Here is a 19,091-nt window from a genome sequence, read left to right as displayed (position 1 = left end):
GGCAGGCTAAAGCGAATCATCAGCACTGCATAGACATCAACTCAATAACAGCACCAACACGTGTTAAGTAATCATCAAGAAGGAATCACATGCTAGAAATTAATAACCAGCGCTTACTCTCTTTTATGGTGACAGAAGCGAATAACGCGGTTGCCGTGACCAATCCAGCAACGGGTGAACTCATCGGGCACGCACCGGTATCATCAAAAACAGAGTTAGCGAGCGCGATTGAACGAGCTCATGTAGCACAGAAAGAGTGGGCAAAAATTCCTGCTAAATCTCGTGCTGCACTGCTTCATCGCTGGCACCAGCTGATCCTTGAAAACAAAGATGACCTTGCTCGAATCATGACAATGGAACAGGGTAAGCCGTTAGCCGAAGCGACAGGCGAAGTGGTGTATGGCGCGAGCTTCATTGAGTGGTTTGCAGAAGAAGCAAAGCGCACTTATGGTGATTCCATTCCTAGCACAGTCGCTGGCAAACGCTTGGTGACCATCAAGCAGCCTATTGGTGTCGCATGTGCGATTACGCCATGGAACTTCCCGATTGCAATGATCACTCGTAAAGCGGCTCCTGCCTTAGCAGCGGGTTGTAGCTTTGTCGTGAAACCTTCGGATGAGACACCGCTTTCTGCGTTTGCTGTGGTTGAACTGGCTTATCAAGCGGGTATCCCTAAGGATCTACTTCAAGTCGTTCTTGGTGAAAGCCCTGAACAAGTGGGCAACCTATTCACTTCGCATCCGTTGATCAAAAAAATCTCTTTCACTGGGTCGACCCGTGTGGGCAGCATTTTGATGGCTCAAGCTGCAAAAGGCATCAAACGCACCTCTATGGAGCTTGGTGGCAATGCACCTTTTATTGTGTTTGACGATGCTGACATCGACGCGGCCGTTCAAGGCGCAATGGCGTCGAAGTTCCGTAATGCAGGTCAAACATGTGTCTGTGCGAACCGATTCTACGTTCACAGTAAAGTGTACGATGAGTTTGTGGCTAAATTCGATCAAGCGGTTCAGCAGCTTAAGATTGGTAACGGTTTAGATGAGGGTGTCACGATTGGACCTGTTGTCAGCCTGAATGCGAAGAACAACATCCAAGCTTTGATAAACCGAGCGATTGAACAAGGTGCTGCGCCTGTCACGCCAACTCAGGAGCTTAATGGGCTTTTCATTCAGCCTGTTGTTCTTAAAGATGTAAAACACAGCATGGACATCGTTCAACAAGAGATATTTGGCCCAGTCGCGCCTGTGATGAAATTCGACACGGACGAAGAGCTTATCGAGATGGCCAACGATACCATTTATGGATTAGCGTCGTACTTCTACAGTCAGAACATTCATCGAGTATGGAACATCGCAGAGGCACTTGAGTACGGTATGGTGGGTATTAATGATGGCCTGATCTCAACCGAAGTCGCGCCTTTCGGTGGCGTGAAACAATCAGGTATTGGCCGTGAAGGTGCGAAAGAAGGCATCGATGAGTACATGGACATTAAGTATCTTTGCTTTGGCGGAAAATAAGGTTGGTAGTAACTAAGTTCTGGCAGTGATTAGGGCTCGGAAATAATTAAGTCTTAGTGATCACTAACCTGACCCACTTCCACCTTTCCCTTCACAAAAATGAATCAAAAAAAAGCCGCGCTATAAAAGCGCGGCACCTTGGGCTCGGTTAAAGGGGGGTTTCTTTTTTTAGTATTTTACATTCTCTATTTTTGTTATTCGGTTGCTTCGCTATTCCTGTGCTTTCAGTTTTAGACGCATCGCGTGCAGTACTGGCTCGGTGTAACCGCTCGGCTGAGCACAGCCTTCGAATACCAACTGACACGCCGCTGAAAATGCAATGCTGTTTTCAAAGTCAGGCGCCATGTTACGGTAGCTCTGGTCGCCAGCGTTTTGCTCATCCACCACTGCGGCCATGCGCTTCATGGTTTTCATTACCTGAGCTTCCTCGCAAATGCCGTGACGTAACCAGTTCGCAATATGTTGGCTTGAAATACGCAGCGTCGCTCGGTCTTCCATCAAGCCGACATCGTTAATATCAGGTACCTTCGAACAACCAACGCCTTGATCAATCCAACGAACCACGTACCCCAGAATACCTTGTGTGTTGTTATCCAGCTCACTTTGAATATCTTGCGCAGTCAGCTTTTGGTTGCCCAGTAGCGGGATAGTAAGAATATCATCAACATTGGCTCTCACTCGCTCACGAAGCTCTTTCTGACGACTTGGTACACTCACCTTATGATAGTGCAGCGCGTGCAAAGTCGCGGCGGTTGGAGAAGGAACCCAAGCGGTATTGGCACCCGCTTGTGGATGTCCGATTTTCGCGTCCATCATCTTCGCCATATTATCCGGCTCTGGCCACATACCTTTACCAATCTGGGCTTTACCTTGCAGGCCACAAGCTAAGCCAAGATCAACGTTTTGATCTTCGTATGCGCCAATCCAAGTCATGGTTTTCAGCTGTGTTTTAGGAGCAAAAGGCCCCGCTTCCATACTGGTGTGAATCTCATCACCCGTTCGGTCTAAGAAACCTGTGTTGATAAACACAACGCGATCTTTAGCCGCTCGAATACACTCTTTAAGATTGACTGAAGTACGACGCTCTTCGTCCATGATGCCGACTTTGATCGTGAATCGATCTAGCCCTAATGCATCTTCAATGCGGCCAAACAGCTCATTGGTGAACGCGACTTCTTCAGGACCATGCATCTTAGGTTTTACAATATTGATACTGTTCGCGGTCGAGTTTTGGTAAGCACTGTTCCCTTTTAAATCGTGCATTGCGATTAGCGAAGTGACCATGCCATCCATAATTCCTTCAGGGACTTCGTTACCGTCTGCATCAATAATGGCAGGGTTGGTCATCAGGTGGCCCACATTGCGTATGAACAACATGCTGCGACCTTTCAGCGAGATCTCACCGCCCGTCACGCTAGTGTATTGGCGGTCTGGATTAAGGTTACGAACGATGGTTTTGCCGTTTTTCTCTAGCGACTCTTGTAAGTCACCTTTCATCAAGCCTAACCAGTTACGGTAAGCCAACGCTTTATCTTCACCATCGACCGCAGCTACTGAGTCTTCGCAATCCATAATCGTAGTCAGTGCCGATTCCACCAGCACATCTTTAATACCAGCCACATCAACGCTGCCAATTGGTGCGCTTGGGTCAATTTGAATTTCAATATGTAGATTATTGTGCTTAAGCAGAATGCTTGAAGGTGCACTTGCATCACCCTGGTAACCAATGAACTGGTTGCGATCGATTAGAGTGACTTCTTCGCCGTTGTCTAAGGTCGCTGTCAGTGTATTACCAATGCTGACGTTGCTGATGCTGTATTTAGTCACGTCTTTATGAGAGACACCGTTTAACGGTGCAGCGTCATCAAGGAAACCTCGAGCGTAGCTCACCACTTTAGCACCGCGTACCGGGTTAAAGCTTCCTCCCTTTTCCGCGCCATCACTTTCACTGATGACATCTGTTCCGTAGAGCGCATCGTATAAACTGCCCCAACGTGCGTTGGCCGCGTTAAGTGCAAAACGTGCATTCATAATAGGTACAACAAGCTGCGGACCCGCTTGTGTTGCAATTTCAGGCTCAACGCTGGCAGTCGTTACTTGAAAGTCATCACCCTCAGGAACTAGGTAGCCAATCTGCTGTAAGAACTGTTTGTACTCGGCCGCATCTAGCGTTTGTCCCGCACGCTCTTGGTGCCAAACGTCAATTTGATGTTGAAGATCTTCACGCTTGATAAGCAGTGCGCGGTTCTTGGGAGCCAAGTCTTTAAGGATAGTTGCAAATGATTGCCAAAAGTCTTCAGCGACAATGCCTGTTCCAGGAATTACCTGCTCATTAATTAATTGGTAGAGGGTGCTATCAATGTTCAAGCTTCCCTGTTGAATACGACTGCTCATAAAATCTCTCTCAAGCTAACTGATGACTACTCATTAAATCTACGTAACTGGCTTAAATTTACGTTACTAGCTCAAATTTACGTTACTAGATTAAACTTACGCAACGGACATAAATTTAGCTAATTTATGCCAGTTATACTGGATATTCACAAAAAAAATACCCCACAAACTGTGTTATTCCGTCACTCCACTCTCGATTTCATTAGCGACACTTTTAATCAAGCGACGCATCCACTGATGGTCGGGATTGGTTTGTAATAATGGACTCCACGCCATCTTCACCTCAAAGGGTTCAATCGCAAATGGCGCAGGCTTGATCAATAATCTAGGGTTATTGCGCTGCAGTTGAGCCGCTTTGGTTGGAATGGTCAGGATCAGATTCTTTTGTTGTGCGAAGAGAATCGCCGATAAGTAGTGTCGAGTAAACACCGTGATATTGCGCGTTTTACCAATGCGCATTAATGCTTCATCTATCCAACCGAGCTTTTGCGCTTCGCTTGGGTTGATCCCAACTCCGGTTCCCATTCCGGTCTTACTTACCCAGATATGTTGCGCCTTTAGATAAGACAAAATATCGAAGTTGTCGGCTATTGGATTGTCACAACTAAATAGGCAAGAAAACCCGTCGTGCCAAAGGCTCATTTGGTGGAACGACTGTGGAATATCGTCAAATCGATTGATAATTATATCAACGGTACCTTGCTCTACATCCTGATAACTCACGTCACTTGGCGTCATGATATCCAGTCGTATTTTCGGCGCGATCTCGCTTAACCTTTTCAGAAGAGGTTGAATAATAGTCGACTCAGCATAGTCACTCGCCATGATACGAAACACACGTTCACTGTCTTCTGCATTAAATTCCGTGGTCGGCTGCAGTGTCTTCTCTACATTAACCAAGATGTTTCGAATCAGTGGCTGCAACTTATGTGCTCGTTCAGTCGGTATCATCCCTTCACTGGTTCTCACCAATAGCGGATCTTCAAACAGATCACGCAATCGGCGTAGGCCATTACTCATGGCTGGCTGAGTAATACCCAGTTGATTTGCTGCACGCGTTACGTTTCTTTCACGTAGCAACATGTCTAAATACACAAGTAAATTAAGGTCTACACGAGCAATATTCATAAGAAAAATACCGAACATAATAACTATAAATTAACAAAATTATCACATACATGATTATTCTTTGTCCATGGTTAGATTTAATCCAAATCAAATGACCTCGCCAAATTGGCCAACATGTCCACGTGAAACTAAGGAATAGTTATGTCGCAAATTACACAAGATATCGAAAAGATTGAAGTTGCAAAAAGCGCTGCTGGTGCTCCATGGGATGCAATTAACCCTGAATCTGCAGCCCGTATGCGAGCTCAAAACAAATTCAAAACAGGTCTGGATATTGCGCAATACACGGCAGATATTATGCGTGCAGACATGGCGGCTTACGACGAAGATAGCTCTCAATACACTCAGTCTCTGGGTTGCTGGCATGGTTTCATCGGCCAACAAAAGCTGATTTCGATTAAAAAGCACTTTGATGGCAAGACAGACCGTCGTTACCTATACCTTTCAGGTTGGATGGTCGCGGCACTTCGCTCTGACTTCGGTCCACTTCCAGACCAATCAATGCATGAGAAAACCTCGGTTGCAGGCCTAGTAGAAGAGCTATACACCTTCCTACGCCAAGCAGATGCTCGTGAACTAGGTGGTTTGTTCCGTCAGCTAGACGCGGCACGTGAAGCTGGCGATGTGAATCTACAAGACCGAATCCAAGACAAAATCGACAACCACGTAACACACGTAGTGCCAATCATTGCCGATATCGATGCTGGTTTCGGTAACGCAGAAGCAACTTACCTAATGGCTAAGCAGATGATTGAAGCAGGCGCATGTTGTCTACAAATCGAAAACCAAGTAGCCGATGAGAAGCAATGTGGTCACCAAGACGGCAAAGTAACGGTTCCTCATGCTGACTTCCACGCAAAACTTCGCGCACTTCGTTACGCTTTCCTTGAACTAGGCATCGACAATGGCGTTATTGTTGCTCGTACCGATTCACAAGGTGCTGGTCTAACAAAAGAAATCGCCGTAGTGAAAGAACCTGGCGACCAAGGTGATATCTACAACTCATACCTAGATGTTGAAGAGATCGATGTTGCTGATATGGCTGAAGGCGATGTTTGCTTCAACCGTGACGGCAAGCTAGTTCGACCTAAGCGTTTGCCTTCAGGCTTATACCAATTCCGCGAAGGTACAGGTGAAGACCGCTGTGTATTCGACTGTATTGAAGCAATCAACGCGGGTGCTGACCTTCTTTGGATTGAGACTGAGAAACCACACATTGGTCAAATCAAAGAGATGATGGATGGCGTACGTGAAGTTCACCCTAACGCTAAACTGGTATACAACAACTCTCCATCATTCAACTGGACGCTAAACTTCCGTCAACAAGCATACGATGCACTGGCAGCAGAAGGTAAAGATGTATCAGCTTACGACCGTGCAAGCCTAATGAGTGCGGAATACGATGAAACTGAACTGTCTGCAAGTGCTGACGAGAAGATTCGTACATTCCAAGCGGACGCATCTCGTGAAGCGGGTATCTTCCACCACTTGATTACTCTGCCTACTTACCACACTGCAGCGCTGTCTACCGACAACCTTGCGAAAGAGTACTTCGGCGACCAAGGCATGTTGGGTTACGTTGCTAATGTTCAACGTAAAGAGATCCGCCAAGGTATCGCATGTGTTAAACACCAAAACATGTCTGGTTCAGACATCGGTGATGACCACAAAGAGTACTTCGCTGGTGAGAATGCACTAAAAGCAGCGGGCGAAGCGAATACGTCTAACCAATTTGATTAATCGCTAAAACTAAAGCCTCCCCCGCCCTTCTCTCTTACTTAGGTAAGATCCGGGGGAAGGCTTTGAGATAAAGCTTGTACTGCCAGCTTTATCTCAAAGCCTCAGATTTGTGTTCCACACCACGGTTAACCGAACAACTTCTGTTTAAGCTAACTGTATACATAATTGTTCAGATTCCTATTTGTTGAGAGTGCCTATGACTTCAATACCTACACACCTACAAGATGCAAAAACACTGTTATCAGAGAATGGTTTCGCGACGGGTGATACTTGGTATCACGGCACATCTTCCGCTTTATTGGCTTCTATTCAAGGCCAAGGTTTAAAACGTTCTGGAGACAAAGCGCTCAACGAAGCAGCTTCAAAAACTATGGCGACCATCGGCAACAACTACACCGAATCGGTTGAGCCAGTGTTTCTCACCCAGAGCAAAGAACTGGCATATTACTGGGCTCAACAAACCGTTCGTGAGCGAGGCGTTCGCTTCGAAGGTGAAGAACAGCCTATCGTATTAGCGGTAAACTTATCTGAAAAGCAACGTGCCAAAGTAAGACCGGACGTAGGAGCAATGAGTCTATTGATGATGAGTGTGGGCGAGCAATTCATGTCTCACCTCACTGAAATTTATCAAGCCAATAACATTGCAGGCCCCGACATCGAGCTTCGCACTGCTGATCGCATGGACTACCTCAATAAACTCGGTATGGCCTACATTGATGAAGACATCAGCCGTGCTTGTGTTCAGGAGTTAGCTGAGCCCGAGTTGGCCGACTGAAAACGTTCAACAAATCAGTCTTCTTAAAAACAAAAATGGCTCCCAATACGGAGCCATTTTTATTTGCTATCAGCCTATCTCACAAGACACTGGCACATCTAGATTATGAGCACAGAAGACCTTTCTGTGCAGGTTGCGTCATTTCGATGTCACCTTGTAGAGAACGGTAAACGATGGTGTTCCACACTTCACCATTATCCATTTCAAACTCAATAGCGTAATTCAAACCCGCGACAACCTGAGTTCGAACACTCAGGATCTGCTTGAGCTCAGCTGAAGTGTTCATTTGGCTAAGAACTGCGTTTAAAGCTTGCTTGGCTTCTGGTGTTATCTCACTTTTCGACCAACCACCCGTCAGGTTTTTAGTGCTGCAGATAGGGTTCGCATTCTCTTGCGGTTGAGTTGGTACCTCTGATTTCTGACTACACCCAGCTAACGCCACGACACTAAACAAGGTTGCTGTTCCAAGTAATGATGTTAATCGTACGTTCTTCATAAATTCTCTCTACCTCAATCATTTACGAGGGATTACTCGCAATAATGTTTCATATGCAGGCAAGCTTAAACCTCGAATGTCATCACTTCATCAGAGATTATGGTGTAACTACTCTATAAACACAGGAGATTGTCAGGAAAACAAGACGAGCACTGGAGCTCTGCTTTTATCCACCTGATATTTAAATCATTAAAATGAGTAGCGAGAGAATAAGCGAGTAATAATACAGACATAATTAATCAGATAATTACATACTTCACACCAAAAACATTCCTATCACGATTAATAAGATGAGCTCATCTTGATGTGGATTATGATATTGGTTCAAAAAATAGATATTTGAAATTATTTTATAAATCCAAAAGTTTATGCTCGACTTAATCATGTCTGATTTTAAAACTGTGATCCAACCCTACAAGTTGTTGATAATAATGTATTTTGTTCATCTTTGAATTCATTCAAATATGGAAAATCTTTATTGTTGAGGGTGAGTGCAAGTAGTAAAATCTCGCCCGATTATGCAACTTACTTCTCACACCATGGACACAAGTAAAGTTACGATTGGCTCTCTCAAAGTAACGTAACTTCAAACACATACCTAAAATCAGTGTCCTATAGATAGTGCAGATCAAATAAAAATAATTATATAAACCTAGGCTAGGTTAAACATGAAATTAACGTCGTCTTTAGGCTCACTGTTGGCTAGCAGTCTGTCTATCGAAATAAAACAGCGAGCGCTGATAGAGCTCGTCATCAGCACTTATCAGCCACATGAGCGCACTGAGCTTTTTCAAAGCGTGACTGAATATCGTAGAAGCCAATTAGAATTGCTTTTCCCAGAGCATCAAAACAAAAGCTACTCTGTATTGTTTGAGGTGATGGACTACCGCGATCTGATTCTGCGCTATCCAAATACACTATCTGCAGAGATTGCTCTTCTAGAGCAGGCTGTAGGGCAGTGCTATATGCATTGGCTAGATTTCTGGTGTGAGTGTGAAATTGCTGCGATCAAAGCAAAATCTCCATTAAATCCAAGCTCCATTTCTCATGTCGACCTCCCTATCAATGACAGTGCTTATTACGGTGCGATCATCGAACAGATAGAACATGAGCCACTTTTGGTACAAACACCGAGTCACCCACAAGGAATGCCAATCAGCGATGCCATTGCTTTAAGCAATCTCGAGGTGTTCATCAAGGGCGAGAAATGGTTTGAGATGCTGCCTTTATTACACCTTTCTCAGGCAGGTAAGCATTTTATTCTGCTCAAGCATCCAGTCGATGAAGCCTTTCCAACACTGGTTTCCTCTGCGCTGATTCAAGACTGGTCTAAGAATGACACTTGGCTAAGTTACGCACCGCCGTTCAGCAATGAGCAATGGCAATACTGTTTACCCAATTACGGCTACGATGAACTCGCAGGGTTACAACTTTTCACACCGCCTACACTGTCAAAATGTTACTCTCTCCCAGAATTTGACCAACAATTCCAGTTACAATTGTCCGACAAAGATGCCCTGTGTGAGGTGTTACGTCTGACAGTCAGTGGCAATACCCAACAAAAGCTCTATTTCCTCTACCTTTCTCAAAAAGAGCTGATGAGTGTGTTACACCAAATAGGCTATAAGATTGGCTTCACTATTATCGAGCAACCTTTCATGCTTCAGTTTTATCAAACCATTGATTCCAATGCATACTTCCATTCTGGATATTGCGAATTAAATGACGATGGCACGACAATTTATCGTGGATTCTGGAATTTTGAGATGATGGTAAAAGCGTTCAATAATGTCGATTTTCGAAGCTACAAACGCGCAGTGCGAGAAAGCAGAAAGTCATTAGAAAAGTCGCGCTCGGCAGGAAAAACTAGCTCGGTGAAAAAGGATGAACATGTTTGATTTCGGCCTAGAGGCGATCATCTATGCAAAAGCAATCACACTGCTTGCAACCGTGGCTGTGGTTGTCATGTGGTTGTTCTATTACTGCTATCGCCTGAAACAGAAGAACGAAGTGATCGCAGGGACACACCATGCCCCTTACATCGCGTATTCGATCTGCATTGTTGCGTGGATCAGCAGTAACGCTTATTTCCATACCGACTTATTACCGGAACTTGGGGCCTCGGCCGCCGTGTTCGCCGCAAAGTTTGCCAACCTCGCCTCGTTCTTTGCGTTTGCCTTTGCCTATTACTTCTCGTGCAAACTCGCCGCTGAACAACGTAATGGTAAGGTTCATGTGTGGCAGCAAGCCATTTTCGTCACCCTGACCGTCTACTCCTTCTTTATCAATTTAAGTCCGGGGTTAACCGTTGAACACGTCACCATTGCAGGCCCAAGCCAGTTCGTGATTGAGTTTGGCCCGCATACGCCGTACTTCTTTATTGGGATGATTAGCTTTGTAGTGCTAACACTACTCAACCTGGTGGCCATGCGCGCCAACAGCAGCAAGCTAACTTTAGCCAAAACCAACTATATGATCGCCGGCATTTTAGTCTTCATGCTGTCTACTGCGACGATCCACCTAGGCATGACCTACTTCTTGCGTGATTTCTCGCTCACTTGGCTGCCACCAGCTTTGTCGATAAGTGAAATGTTGTTCGTTGGCTATGCCCTGCTGACCTCGCGCTTCTACAGCGTGAAATACCTGGCGTACATGAGCCTAAATGCGATGTTGGTTTGTGCTATTTTGGTGATCCCTTTTGCCGCGATATTTATCCCGCTGACAGACGACAGTCAATGGCTTGTTGCTATCCCAATCTGCGCGATTATCGGCATCACGTGGCATGTTCTCTACAAGCGCGTAAGCCACTACGCCTCGTTCTTTGTCTACGGAAACAAGAAAACGCCAGTACAACAGATCCTCTCACTAGAAGACGATTTCAAGCTGTCGATTGATGATGCAATGCGTCGATTAGGTAGCCTATTGCAGATTCCCGAAGACAAGTTGCGTCTGGTGAACAGCAACTACAACGAAACCTTCTACGAAGATTACCTGTCTACCAACAAGTCCGTTTTAGTGTTCGATGAGCTGTCTCAGGAGCTTGATTACACCGCACCAGCCAAGCGCTCGATAAAAGCCCTATATGACAAGATGAGCTCAAACGACACCGCTTTGGTGATGCCTTTATTTGGTCAGGGGAAATCGGTCACGCACTTATTGGTCTCATCACATAAGAGCAACGATAAGATGTTCTCTAACGAAGAGATCTCTGCACTGCAAACCTTGTTAACTCGTGTACAAAGCACCATTGAAGCCGATAGACGCATTCGCCAAAGTCGCGCGCTTGCTAATTCTATCGCACACGAAATGCGTAACCCGCTGGCTCAAGTGCAGCTGCATTTTGAGGTGTTAAAACAGCACATTGATAACCAAGCCCCAGCTAAACAAATCCTAAAGGATATTGAGAATGGCCAAGCGGCGATTCAACGCGGGCGACAACTGATTGATATCATCCTGCGCGAAGTCAGTGACAGTACGCCTGAACACGGCCCTGTGGCCATGACCTCTATCCACAAAGCCGTAGATCAAGCCGTAAGCCACTATGGTTTTGAGAATGAAAAGATCATTGAACGCATTCGTTTACCACAACACGCTGATTTTGTAGCAAAGCTCAATGAAACCTTATTCAATTTCGTTATTTTCAACCTGATACGTAATGCAATCTATTACTTTGATTCTTATCCAGAAAGCCAAATTGAGATCAGCACCAACACAGGGCCTTACGAGAACGTTCTGATATTCCGAGATACCGGCCCTGGCATTGACGAAGCCATTGCACATAAGATCTTTGATGACTTCTTCTCTTACCAAAAAAGCGGTGGTAGCGGCCTAGGGCTTGGCTATTGCCAACGTGTGATGCGTTCATTTGGCGGCCGAGTTGAGTGCCACTCTAAACTTGGGGAGTTTACTGAGTTCCACCTGTACTTCCCGGTAGTACCCAATGCACCCAAAGCAGACGCACTTCGTACGCCTTACTTCAATGATTGGAAAAGTAATCAAACTGCAACTGAAAACAAAACCAACGCTGAAGCTAAGCCAAATAACCCGCCAGAAACGCAAAGTTCAGAGCCAACAAGTACGCTAACCCCAGAGAACCATTTGGCTCCAACCGTGCTTATCGTCGATGATAAAGAAGTGCAACGCACGCTTGTTCAGATGTACCTGAGTCGACTTGGCGTAAATAGCTTACAAGCTAAAAACGGCGAGAATGCCGTCGAGCTGTTCAAAACACACAAGGTCGATTTGATCTTAATGGACGTACAAATGCCGATAATGAATGGTTTTGACGCAAGCCAAATCATCAAGGCACGCTCTCCTCAAACGCCAATCATTGCTTTGTCTGGCGAATCAGGACAGCACGAGTTAGATATGATCAGCAAGTTGATGGATGGTCGCCTAGAGAAACCAACCTCCTTGAACGTGCTGCAACACGTGCTGCAACACGTGCTCGATAACTGGCTTGAAAAAGACTGGGCGTCGAATGCTCCCAAAGAAACCGAAGATGAAGAGTAAATTCAGGAAAACACGAATCGCCATTTTTCCAGTTGATTACTGTCTGCCTCACAACTTTCCTTTAATTATTCATCAAAAAGCCAGCCGAACAAGGCTGGCTCTATCAGAACTAAACGCTCTAATTAATCTAAAAGTGAACGAACATAATCAGCGATTTCTTGGTTTTGGCAATGCTCAAAGAAGCATTGTTGGAAACGTTCGCTGCCAACCGCTGTTTTCACTAGATCTTGGTCGATGGCTCTCAGAGAATCAATAAAGTTATCTTTTACCACCGCCGCTTTCACTTCATTCAAAATTGCTGCATTACGTTGCTGTGGTTCTGCACGCTCTAGTGGATACCCATTACCACGCTCGCCTGTGAACGCTTTTTCAAAGATATAACGAATGTTGAGTTCACCTGCCCAGCCAAAGCCTTTAGCAAAAGCGAGAGCGAGAGCATTGCCGTTGTTGATTTGGTTAAACAAGAAAGCATCTGATGGCTCTAGGCAGTAACCACAAACCACACCCGGGTGCAGGTTCAGTGACATCAAAGCACCTTGCCCTGTTCCACATCCCGTCACAACAAAGTCCACAGCCTTTGAGTTGATCAGAATACTGGCCATGATACCTAAGTGGATATACGTTAAGTGGTGATCATTCTCGTCGGTCATACCTAAGTTGAAAACATCGTGACCAATGCCACCCGCCACTGACTCTAGCTCAGCTGCAACCATGGCATTTTTACCTGCCTGACTGTTTTCCATCATTAAAGCGATTTTCATTTATCTTCTCCTGCAAGATTGCTGCAAACTCAAAATTTAGAATAAAAAACCAACTAGCGTGCTAACCAACCACCGTCAACAGCAATGGTATAGCCATTAATGTAATCCGATGCTGATGATGCTAAGAACACACAAGGACCTGCGATATCTTGCGGTTTACCCCAACGTTCAGCCGGAATACGCTCAAGAATCGCTTGATTACGCTCAGCATCTTCACGCAGAGCTTGAGTATTGTTCGTTTCCATATAACCGGGGGCTATCGCATTCACGTTGATATTATCGCGCGCCCATTCGTTCGCCATCGCACGTGTCACGCCCATCACAGCACTTTTTGAAGCCGTATAGGAAGGAACTCGAATGCCACCTTGGAATGAGAGCATCGATGCAATGTTAATGATCTTTCCGCCAGTACCTTGAGCCTTAAATTGCTTTGCAACAGCCTGAGACATAAAGAACACCGTCTTGGTGTTCACGTTCATTACGTCATCCCAATCTTGCTCTGAGAACTCAATAGCATCTTGGCGGCGAATAATTCCTGCATTGTTCACGAGAATGTCGACTTGGCCAAACTCAGCCAAAGTGCGCTCTATAACCCCTGGAATGCACGCTTGCTCGAGAAGATCAGCACTCACGTTTAGGAACGAATGACCTGCTGCACTCATTTTCTCAATAGTCTCTTCAGGCTCTGTTCGGTTAACACCGACAACCTTACAACCGGCTTCCGCTAGGCCTAATGCAATACCTTGCCCAAGCCCCGTGTTACAGCCTGTCACTATCGCTACTTTACCTTCCAGACTGAATGACTCTAAGATCATGCTCGCTTCCTCAATTACATTGGATTCATTGCGTATCGTTATTACCAATAATTAAATCATACAATAAGATGTAAATACGAGAGCGACGTTGTAGAAGTTCGATCTTGCACCAAAATCAGTCGAACAAGTGAAACGGCACCACAAACTAAATGAATAGGGGAAAGTGATTTGAAGACGAGAAACCTATAACCCACTATGAACAATGAGTTCGAAGATCACCCAAACCAGATATTTTAGGGATTTGGCAACAATTCCATGATTTAAAAGAGTAAAAGGGTTATACATAATAATGTGTTATCTAAATTACTGAAATTATCATGACGCTCAAAGAGATCCTTAAAATTCCCAATGTCCGCTACTTCTTGATGTTTAGAAGCAGCTACTTTGCGCGTTTTTACTACCCTATATTCACACTACTTTATTTAGATTACGGGTTAACCCTGTCTCAATTCGCGATGCTCAATGTAGTTTGGGCGGCCACCATTGTGCTTGCTGAAGTACCGTCGGGTGCATTCGCCGATACCTTAGGCCGCAAGAAACTGGTGGTGCTGTCTTCGATTGTGATGTTTGTTGAGATCGCAATGATCGCCTTAGTGCCAACCGGAAACCCCGACTTGGTGTTCATAGTCTTTCTGATTAACCGGATTCTCAGTGGCTTAGCGATGGCACTGGCCAGCGGCGCCGACGAGGCATTGGCTTACGACACCTTAAAAGAACAAGGTAATGAAGAGTTGTGGCCGCGAGTGCTGCAAATCCAGCTTCGTGTCGCCTCAACGGTCGGTATCTTTGTCACGCTGATTGGTGCGGCGATGTACGACGTGAACTTTATGACGAACATCTTTCATTTCCTTGGACTAGCCGAACCAGAAAGCACTAAAGACCTGATGCGTATTCCTGTGTTCGCCACCCTATTTGTAGCGATGATCGCCATCTATGCCGCGATTAATATGCGCGAAGAGAAAAAGGTGATGCCAAGCGACCAAACCAAATTGGCAACCACCATCTCAAGTCTTAAATTGACGATCGATGCGGGTAAATGGGTATTCGCTACACCTTACGTGCTGTTCATCTTGCTCTACTACAGCCTATTCGAACACACCTCACGCATGTTCCTAACCATGAACAGCCAATACTATCTGGCGATTGATATTCCAATTATCTACTTTGGTTTTATTGGTGCGGGTATAAGTTTGCTTAAGATTATATTGGCAGGACAAAGCCGAAGATTAGCAGAGAGTATTGAGCCTAAAACCTTCATTGTGGTCATGGGTTTAGCAAGCATGGCGACTTATTACTGGATCAGTTTAGGTTGGTCGATTTACGGGGTCATTCCGGCGTTGGTGTTAATCTTTATCATCATGACGATGAACATTTTCATCAGCTACCACCTGAATAAAAAGACCGAATCGCACAACCGAGCCACCGTTCTTAGTTTCAAAGGTTTAATGTTTAACCTCGGATACGGGCTGATCGGGATCTTGTACGCTTACTACTATAAGTTGGTGTCTCAGGGCTTCACCGAACAAGAAATAGAACAGAACCTTGCCTTCTTGGCCTCACTGTCTTCGTTTTTCTATTACTTCACCTTACTGTTCATTTCGATCAGCGCGCTGTTCTATTTCAAAAACAAGAAACAGCCGATCTTCTGAAGAAAGCATCGAACTGTTGAAGATATCTCTACTGCCGAATAGAGAATCAAGGTGAGCCTGTGGCTATAAACAGATAATGACACTTCTTATCAAGTGATTTTTTGTTAGTATCACCACCAAATTACATAACACATGGACGCGTCATGTCTTTTAGTTGGATAGCCTTTACTCTCCTTGCCGCCTTTAGCCAATCTTGGCGCAATGCCTTTCAAAGTAAATTAAGTGGCACCATGAGCGTGGCTGGCGTAACGTTAGCGCGATTTATTTGGGCTAGCCCTATCGCCCTTATTTACCTCTGCGCCCTCTATCAATGGCAGCCCGTATCCGCACCGGATTTTTCGGGTGAGTTTGTTTTCTATATTGTTGCTGCCGCCATCATGCAGATCCTCGCGACCGGCTTAATGGTGATGCTGTTCAAGCTCGAAAACTATGCGATAGGCGCAGGCTTAGCCAAGTGTGAAGCCCCCGTATCTGCTGTGCTATCCGTATTGTTTTTTGGTACTGCTTTGACACTAACAGGTTGGGTCGGCGTACTTATTGGTACTTTAGGCGTGCTAATCATGAGTAGCGCTTCTGGCTGGCGAAGCTTGTCCCCGAAAGTGTTCTTATTAGGTATGGCGTGTAGCACCGCCTTTGCTTTAACGTCTCTTTGGGTACGGGAAGCAAGTTTGAGCATAGGGTTGCCCTTCCCTCATAGCGCTGCTTGGGTGCTGTTCCTCGTCATTTCCCTTCAGACAGTGATTATCTGTACGTATCTCTTTTTCAGAGAACGCGACACGCTGCGCCTGATATTCAAGAAGTCGAAACTAGTCATCATGACAAGCTTAGCGAGTGTTATCGGTTCTCTGGGTTGGTTTAGCGCGATGTCGCTTCAAGCCGTGCCGTACGTAAAGACACTCGGGCAAGTCGAAGTGATCTTCATGGTGTTGATATCCTATTTCTGGTTAGGGCAAAGCATCGCGCGCAAAGACATTCTTGCGCTCATCTTGCTTTCTATCGCAGCAGTATTGGTTATGTGGCAGTGACGAGCTCGTTAATATGACTAGGACAAATTGAAGTCATATTGCGACCGTTTGTTTTCGCTTGATATAACGCTTTGTCGGCTCGGCTAATAAACCCATTCCAACTCTCATGCGGGTGAAGCTGAGCAACACCAAAACTCGATGTCAGAAACATCTCATGTTCTTGTACTGCTGATACCTCTGAAATAGACAATCGTAACTTGCAGGCAATAACCTGAGCTTGTTGGAAATCGACATTAGGCAATAAAATCATTATCTCGTCTCCGCCAAAACGAAACGCACTGGCTTTAGGCGATGTTTTTATCGCACTTTGAACCATTTCAGCAAAAGACTTGATCACGAGGTCACCTACAATGTGTCCGTGTTGGTCATTGATCGACTTAAAATTATCAATATCCATCATAATGGCACTAACAGGTGCGGTTTCCGCCTGCTTCATGATAACTGGAACCATCTCATCTAATGCTCTGCGGTTTCCCAGTACCGTTAGAGGATCGCTGTAGGACAGCTCGTGAATAGAACTAAGCAACCTTGCGTTAATCAGCCAAAGCATTGTAAAGCTCATCGACACAATAAGAACGATGCTCACTAAAAAGGCAAGTTGATGAATGAGAGTGGCCGCCATGAAATCCTGGAGCTCAGCGGAAAATAGTGTCACCACAACTCGAAAAACCATAAACCCGCCATATATCGTAAATGACAAGGCCATCATCCGAATACCTAGAGTCAAGTCATCACGCCGGCCCTTTAATACCGCAAAGGCAGTGCAAAGAGTCACAAAAGCCAGATATAAACTAATGAGGATAATTCGAGCCTTTATGGAAGGCTCATAGAACGTGAAGTAAATAAAACATGGCAAAAGAGCCAACATCATTAGACTACTGAGGTAGGTGCATTTGAGAGAGTATTCTCGAAACAGACATAAGCTATACAAGGCGAGATGAAAACCAAGCGCAATGACCATATTGGCACCAATAACGGTGACCCAATCAGGGAACTCCCCTCTTAGGCTCAACATCAACGGCCCAGTTCCGATAACAAATATTGAAATGGAAAAGATTGAAAGCCCTTTAATGGACTGTTGAGTGAATTGAAATAACAACAAGCCAATACAGTAAATGAAAGAGAACAAAATAATAATAAAATTAAGTGTTCTCATATCCAGCGAAAAACCATCCATGATTTTCTATCTTCCATACGCAAACCAAATCACAACATGGTTAATAATCATACAAACCAAAGAAACATTCACTATATGAATCTTTGTATTTTATAAAATAAGGGATAGATCACATATGCAGAGATTCTTGTCGCATGAGTACATGATCTGGATAGGCATGTAAAACTCGCCCACACATGGCTCCATAGCATCACGGAATCTACAGGCTTCTGCACTCGTTACTTGGTTGAATGGCGACTGTCTGGCATTATGCGCCCAAGAAATCTGTGGTTATTGCACAGCAAAGAATGAACGAAGGTAATCAGTGGTAGAAAACAGCCAACAATTAAGTGACCGTTACGACGAACATGGTTACTTTGTTATCAGAAATTATTTCAATGAAGCTCAAATTGCATCGCTTAGAAAAGTCGTGCTGAAATTTCATGAATCATGGAAAGCAGACAACGAAGAATTCTATAAAGAAGAAGCATTTAACTCGTCTTTAATTACGGGAAGCGAGTATTTGCCTGCCGACGATAGAAGCGTGCTTTTCGACTTCATCAGCTCGAAACAAGTGATGGATGTGGTTGATGCGGTGATTCCGAACAAGCCGGCATTCATGAATACACAGCTGTTCTTCAACCCAGTAAACCCGCAGCAAAAAGACTTCTGGCATCGTGACTGTCAATACGACTACGACATTGATGACCAGATGAAAGTCATCATGGAAACCCAAGTATTGCATCTGCGAGTGCCCCTTTTTGATGAGCCCGGCATGGAACTTATCCCCGGCACGCACAAACGTTGGGATAACGAAGAAGAGTACAATGTTCGCCAAGAAGAAAACGGCAAAGTGAGCAGCGATGACATCTCTGGTGGTAAGCAGATACCGTTAGCCGCAGGTGACTTATTGGTGTTTTCAGCGGATATGATCCACCGAGGCCGATATGGCTTGGATCGTTTGGCTTTGGATATTTTGATCTTCGATTCGGCGGCAGACTATGTCGACTACGTTGATGACGACTGTTTACCGACGCCAGCTATGTTAAGCAATATTAGCGACCCAAGGTTGTTTATGAACACGCTACACTTAAAATCAATGCAGTACTCATAATCCATAAAG

At 45.1% G+C, this 19,091-nt stretch carries 14 protein-coding genes; 8 read left to right on the top strand and 6 right to left on the bottom strand.

The genetic code is table 11. The annotated features are described in order from the left end of the window. Positions 1 to 89: 89 nt before the first annotated feature. On the top strand, positions 90 to 1,517 hold the full coding sequence (locus AB6E78_RS14415) for an NAD-dependent succinate-semialdehyde dehydrogenase (protein WP_102332701.1): 1,428 nt from the start codon (positions 90 to 92) through the stop codon (positions 1,515 to 1,517). A gap of 210 nt (positions 1,518 to 1,727) precedes the next feature. Here AB6E78_RS14415 and AB6E78_RS14410 read toward each other — a convergent pair whose 3' ends face one another. After that, a complete protein-coding gene (locus AB6E78_RS14410; protein ID WP_372133851.1) occupies positions 1,728 to 3,911 on the bottom strand; it encodes a malate synthase G in 2,184 nt (727 codons plus the stop codon). A gap of 174 nt (positions 3,912 to 4,085) precedes the next feature. After that, positions 4,086 to 5,039, bottom strand: coding sequence for a LysR family transcriptional regulator (locus tag AB6E78_RS14405; protein ID WP_017077357.1), 954 nt, complete (start codon positions 5,037 to 5,039; stop codon positions 4,086 to 4,088). Positions 5,040 to 5,180: 141 nt separating this feature from the next. Here AB6E78_RS14405 and AB6E78_RS14400 point away from each other — a divergent pair, with 141 nt between their 5' ends. Continuing rightward, the gene (locus AB6E78_RS14400) at positions 5,181 to 6,779 is read left to right on the top strand and encodes an isocitrate lyase (RefSeq protein ID WP_372133850.1); all 1,599 of its coding nucleotides are present in this window, start codon (positions 5,181 to 5,183) and stop codon (positions 6,777 to 6,779) included. Positions 6,780 to 6,975: 196 nt separating this feature from the next. Next, positions 6,976 to 7,554, top strand: a complete 579-nt coding sequence (locus tag AB6E78_RS14395) for a hypothetical protein (protein WP_017067975.1) — start codon at positions 6,976 to 6,978, stop codon at positions 7,552 to 7,554. A gap of 103 nt (positions 7,555 to 7,657) precedes the next feature. On the opposite strand, the gene AB6E78_RS14390 is transcribed toward AB6E78_RS14395, so the two are convergent. Next, the gene (locus AB6E78_RS14390; RefSeq protein WP_017064277.1) at positions 7,658 to 8,050 is read right to left on the bottom strand and encodes a cystatin domain-containing protein; all 393 of its coding nucleotides are present in this window, start codon (positions 8,048 to 8,050) and stop codon (positions 7,658 to 7,660) included. 668 nt (positions 8,051 to 8,718) lie between these two features. Here AB6E78_RS14390 and AB6E78_RS14385 point away from each other — a divergent pair. Then, positions 8,719 to 9,948, top strand: a complete 1,230-nt coding sequence (locus AB6E78_RS14385) for an acyl-homoserine-lactone synthase (RefSeq protein ID WP_017064276.1) — start codon at positions 8,719 to 8,721, stop codon at positions 9,946 to 9,948. Further along, the gene (locus AB6E78_RS14380) at positions 9,941 to 12,562 is read left to right on the top strand and encodes a response regulator (protein ID WP_372133849.1); all 2,622 of its coding nucleotides are present in this window, start codon (positions 9,941 to 9,943) and stop codon (positions 12,560 to 12,562) included. Before AB6E78_RS14385 ends, AB6E78_RS14380 begins: the two co-directional genes overlap by 8 nt. Before the next feature lie 122 nt (positions 12,563 to 12,684). Here the strand turns inward: AB6E78_RS14380 and AB6E78_RS14375 are convergent, their stop codons facing one another. Together AB6E78_RS14375 and kduD are read right to left on the bottom strand one after the other, a co-directional pair. Then, a complete protein-coding gene (locus tag AB6E78_RS14375; RefSeq protein WP_017059986.1) occupies positions 12,685 to 13,323 on the bottom strand; it encodes an RpiB/LacA/LacB family sugar-phosphate isomerase in 639 nt (212 codons plus the stop codon). 53 nt (positions 13,324 to 13,376) lie between these two features. After that, a complete protein-coding gene (gene kduD, locus AB6E78_RS14370) occupies positions 13,377 to 14,138 on the bottom strand; it encodes a 2-dehydro-3-deoxy-D-gluconate 5-dehydrogenase KduD (protein ID WP_017067926.1) in 762 nt (253 codons plus the stop codon). A 317-nt stretch (positions 14,139 to 14,455) separates the two neighbouring features. Between kduD and AB6E78_RS14365 the strand changes: the two genes are divergently transcribed. Both AB6E78_RS14365 and AB6E78_RS14360 read left to right on the top strand, forming a co-directional pair. Next, positions 14,456 to 15,787, top strand: coding sequence for an MFS transporter (locus tag AB6E78_RS14365; protein WP_017067925.1), 1,332 nt, complete (start codon positions 14,456 to 14,458; stop codon positions 15,785 to 15,787). Positions 15,788 to 15,930: 143 nt separating this feature from the next. Next, on the top strand, positions 15,931 to 16,812 hold the full coding sequence (locus tag AB6E78_RS14360; protein WP_372099890.1) for a multidrug transporter: 882 nt from the start codon (positions 15,931 to 15,933) through the stop codon (positions 16,810 to 16,812). Here AB6E78_RS14360 and AB6E78_RS14355 read toward each other — a convergent pair. Beyond that, positions 16,799 to 17,989: a GGDEF domain-containing protein gene (locus AB6E78_RS14355; protein ID WP_137002317.1), complete on the bottom strand. Its 1,191-nt coding sequence runs from the start codon at positions 17,987 to 17,989 to the stop codon at positions 16,799 to 16,801. The two genes, AB6E78_RS14360 and AB6E78_RS14355, sit on opposite strands and share 14 nt — an antisense overlap. 304 nt (positions 17,990 to 18,293) lie before the next feature. On the opposite strand from AB6E78_RS14355, the gene AB6E78_RS14350 reads away from it, so the two are divergent. After that, positions 18,294 to 19,082, top strand: coding sequence for a phytanoyl-CoA dioxygenase family protein (locus tag AB6E78_RS14350; RefSeq protein ID WP_017059991.1), 789 nt, complete (start codon positions 18,294 to 18,296; stop codon positions 19,080 to 19,082). The last annotated feature ends 9 nt before the right edge of the window (positions 19,083 to 19,091 follow it).

This window comes from Vibrio sp. 10N.247.310.98, assembly GCF_041467395.1.
In the GTDB taxonomy this organism is placed as follows: Bacteria; Pseudomonadota; Gammaproteobacteria; order Enterobacterales; family Vibrionaceae; genus Vibrio; species Vibrio crassostreae_C.
Note: the sequence above shows the minus strand (reverse complement) of the source record. Positions and strands in the feature narration are given on the sequence as shown.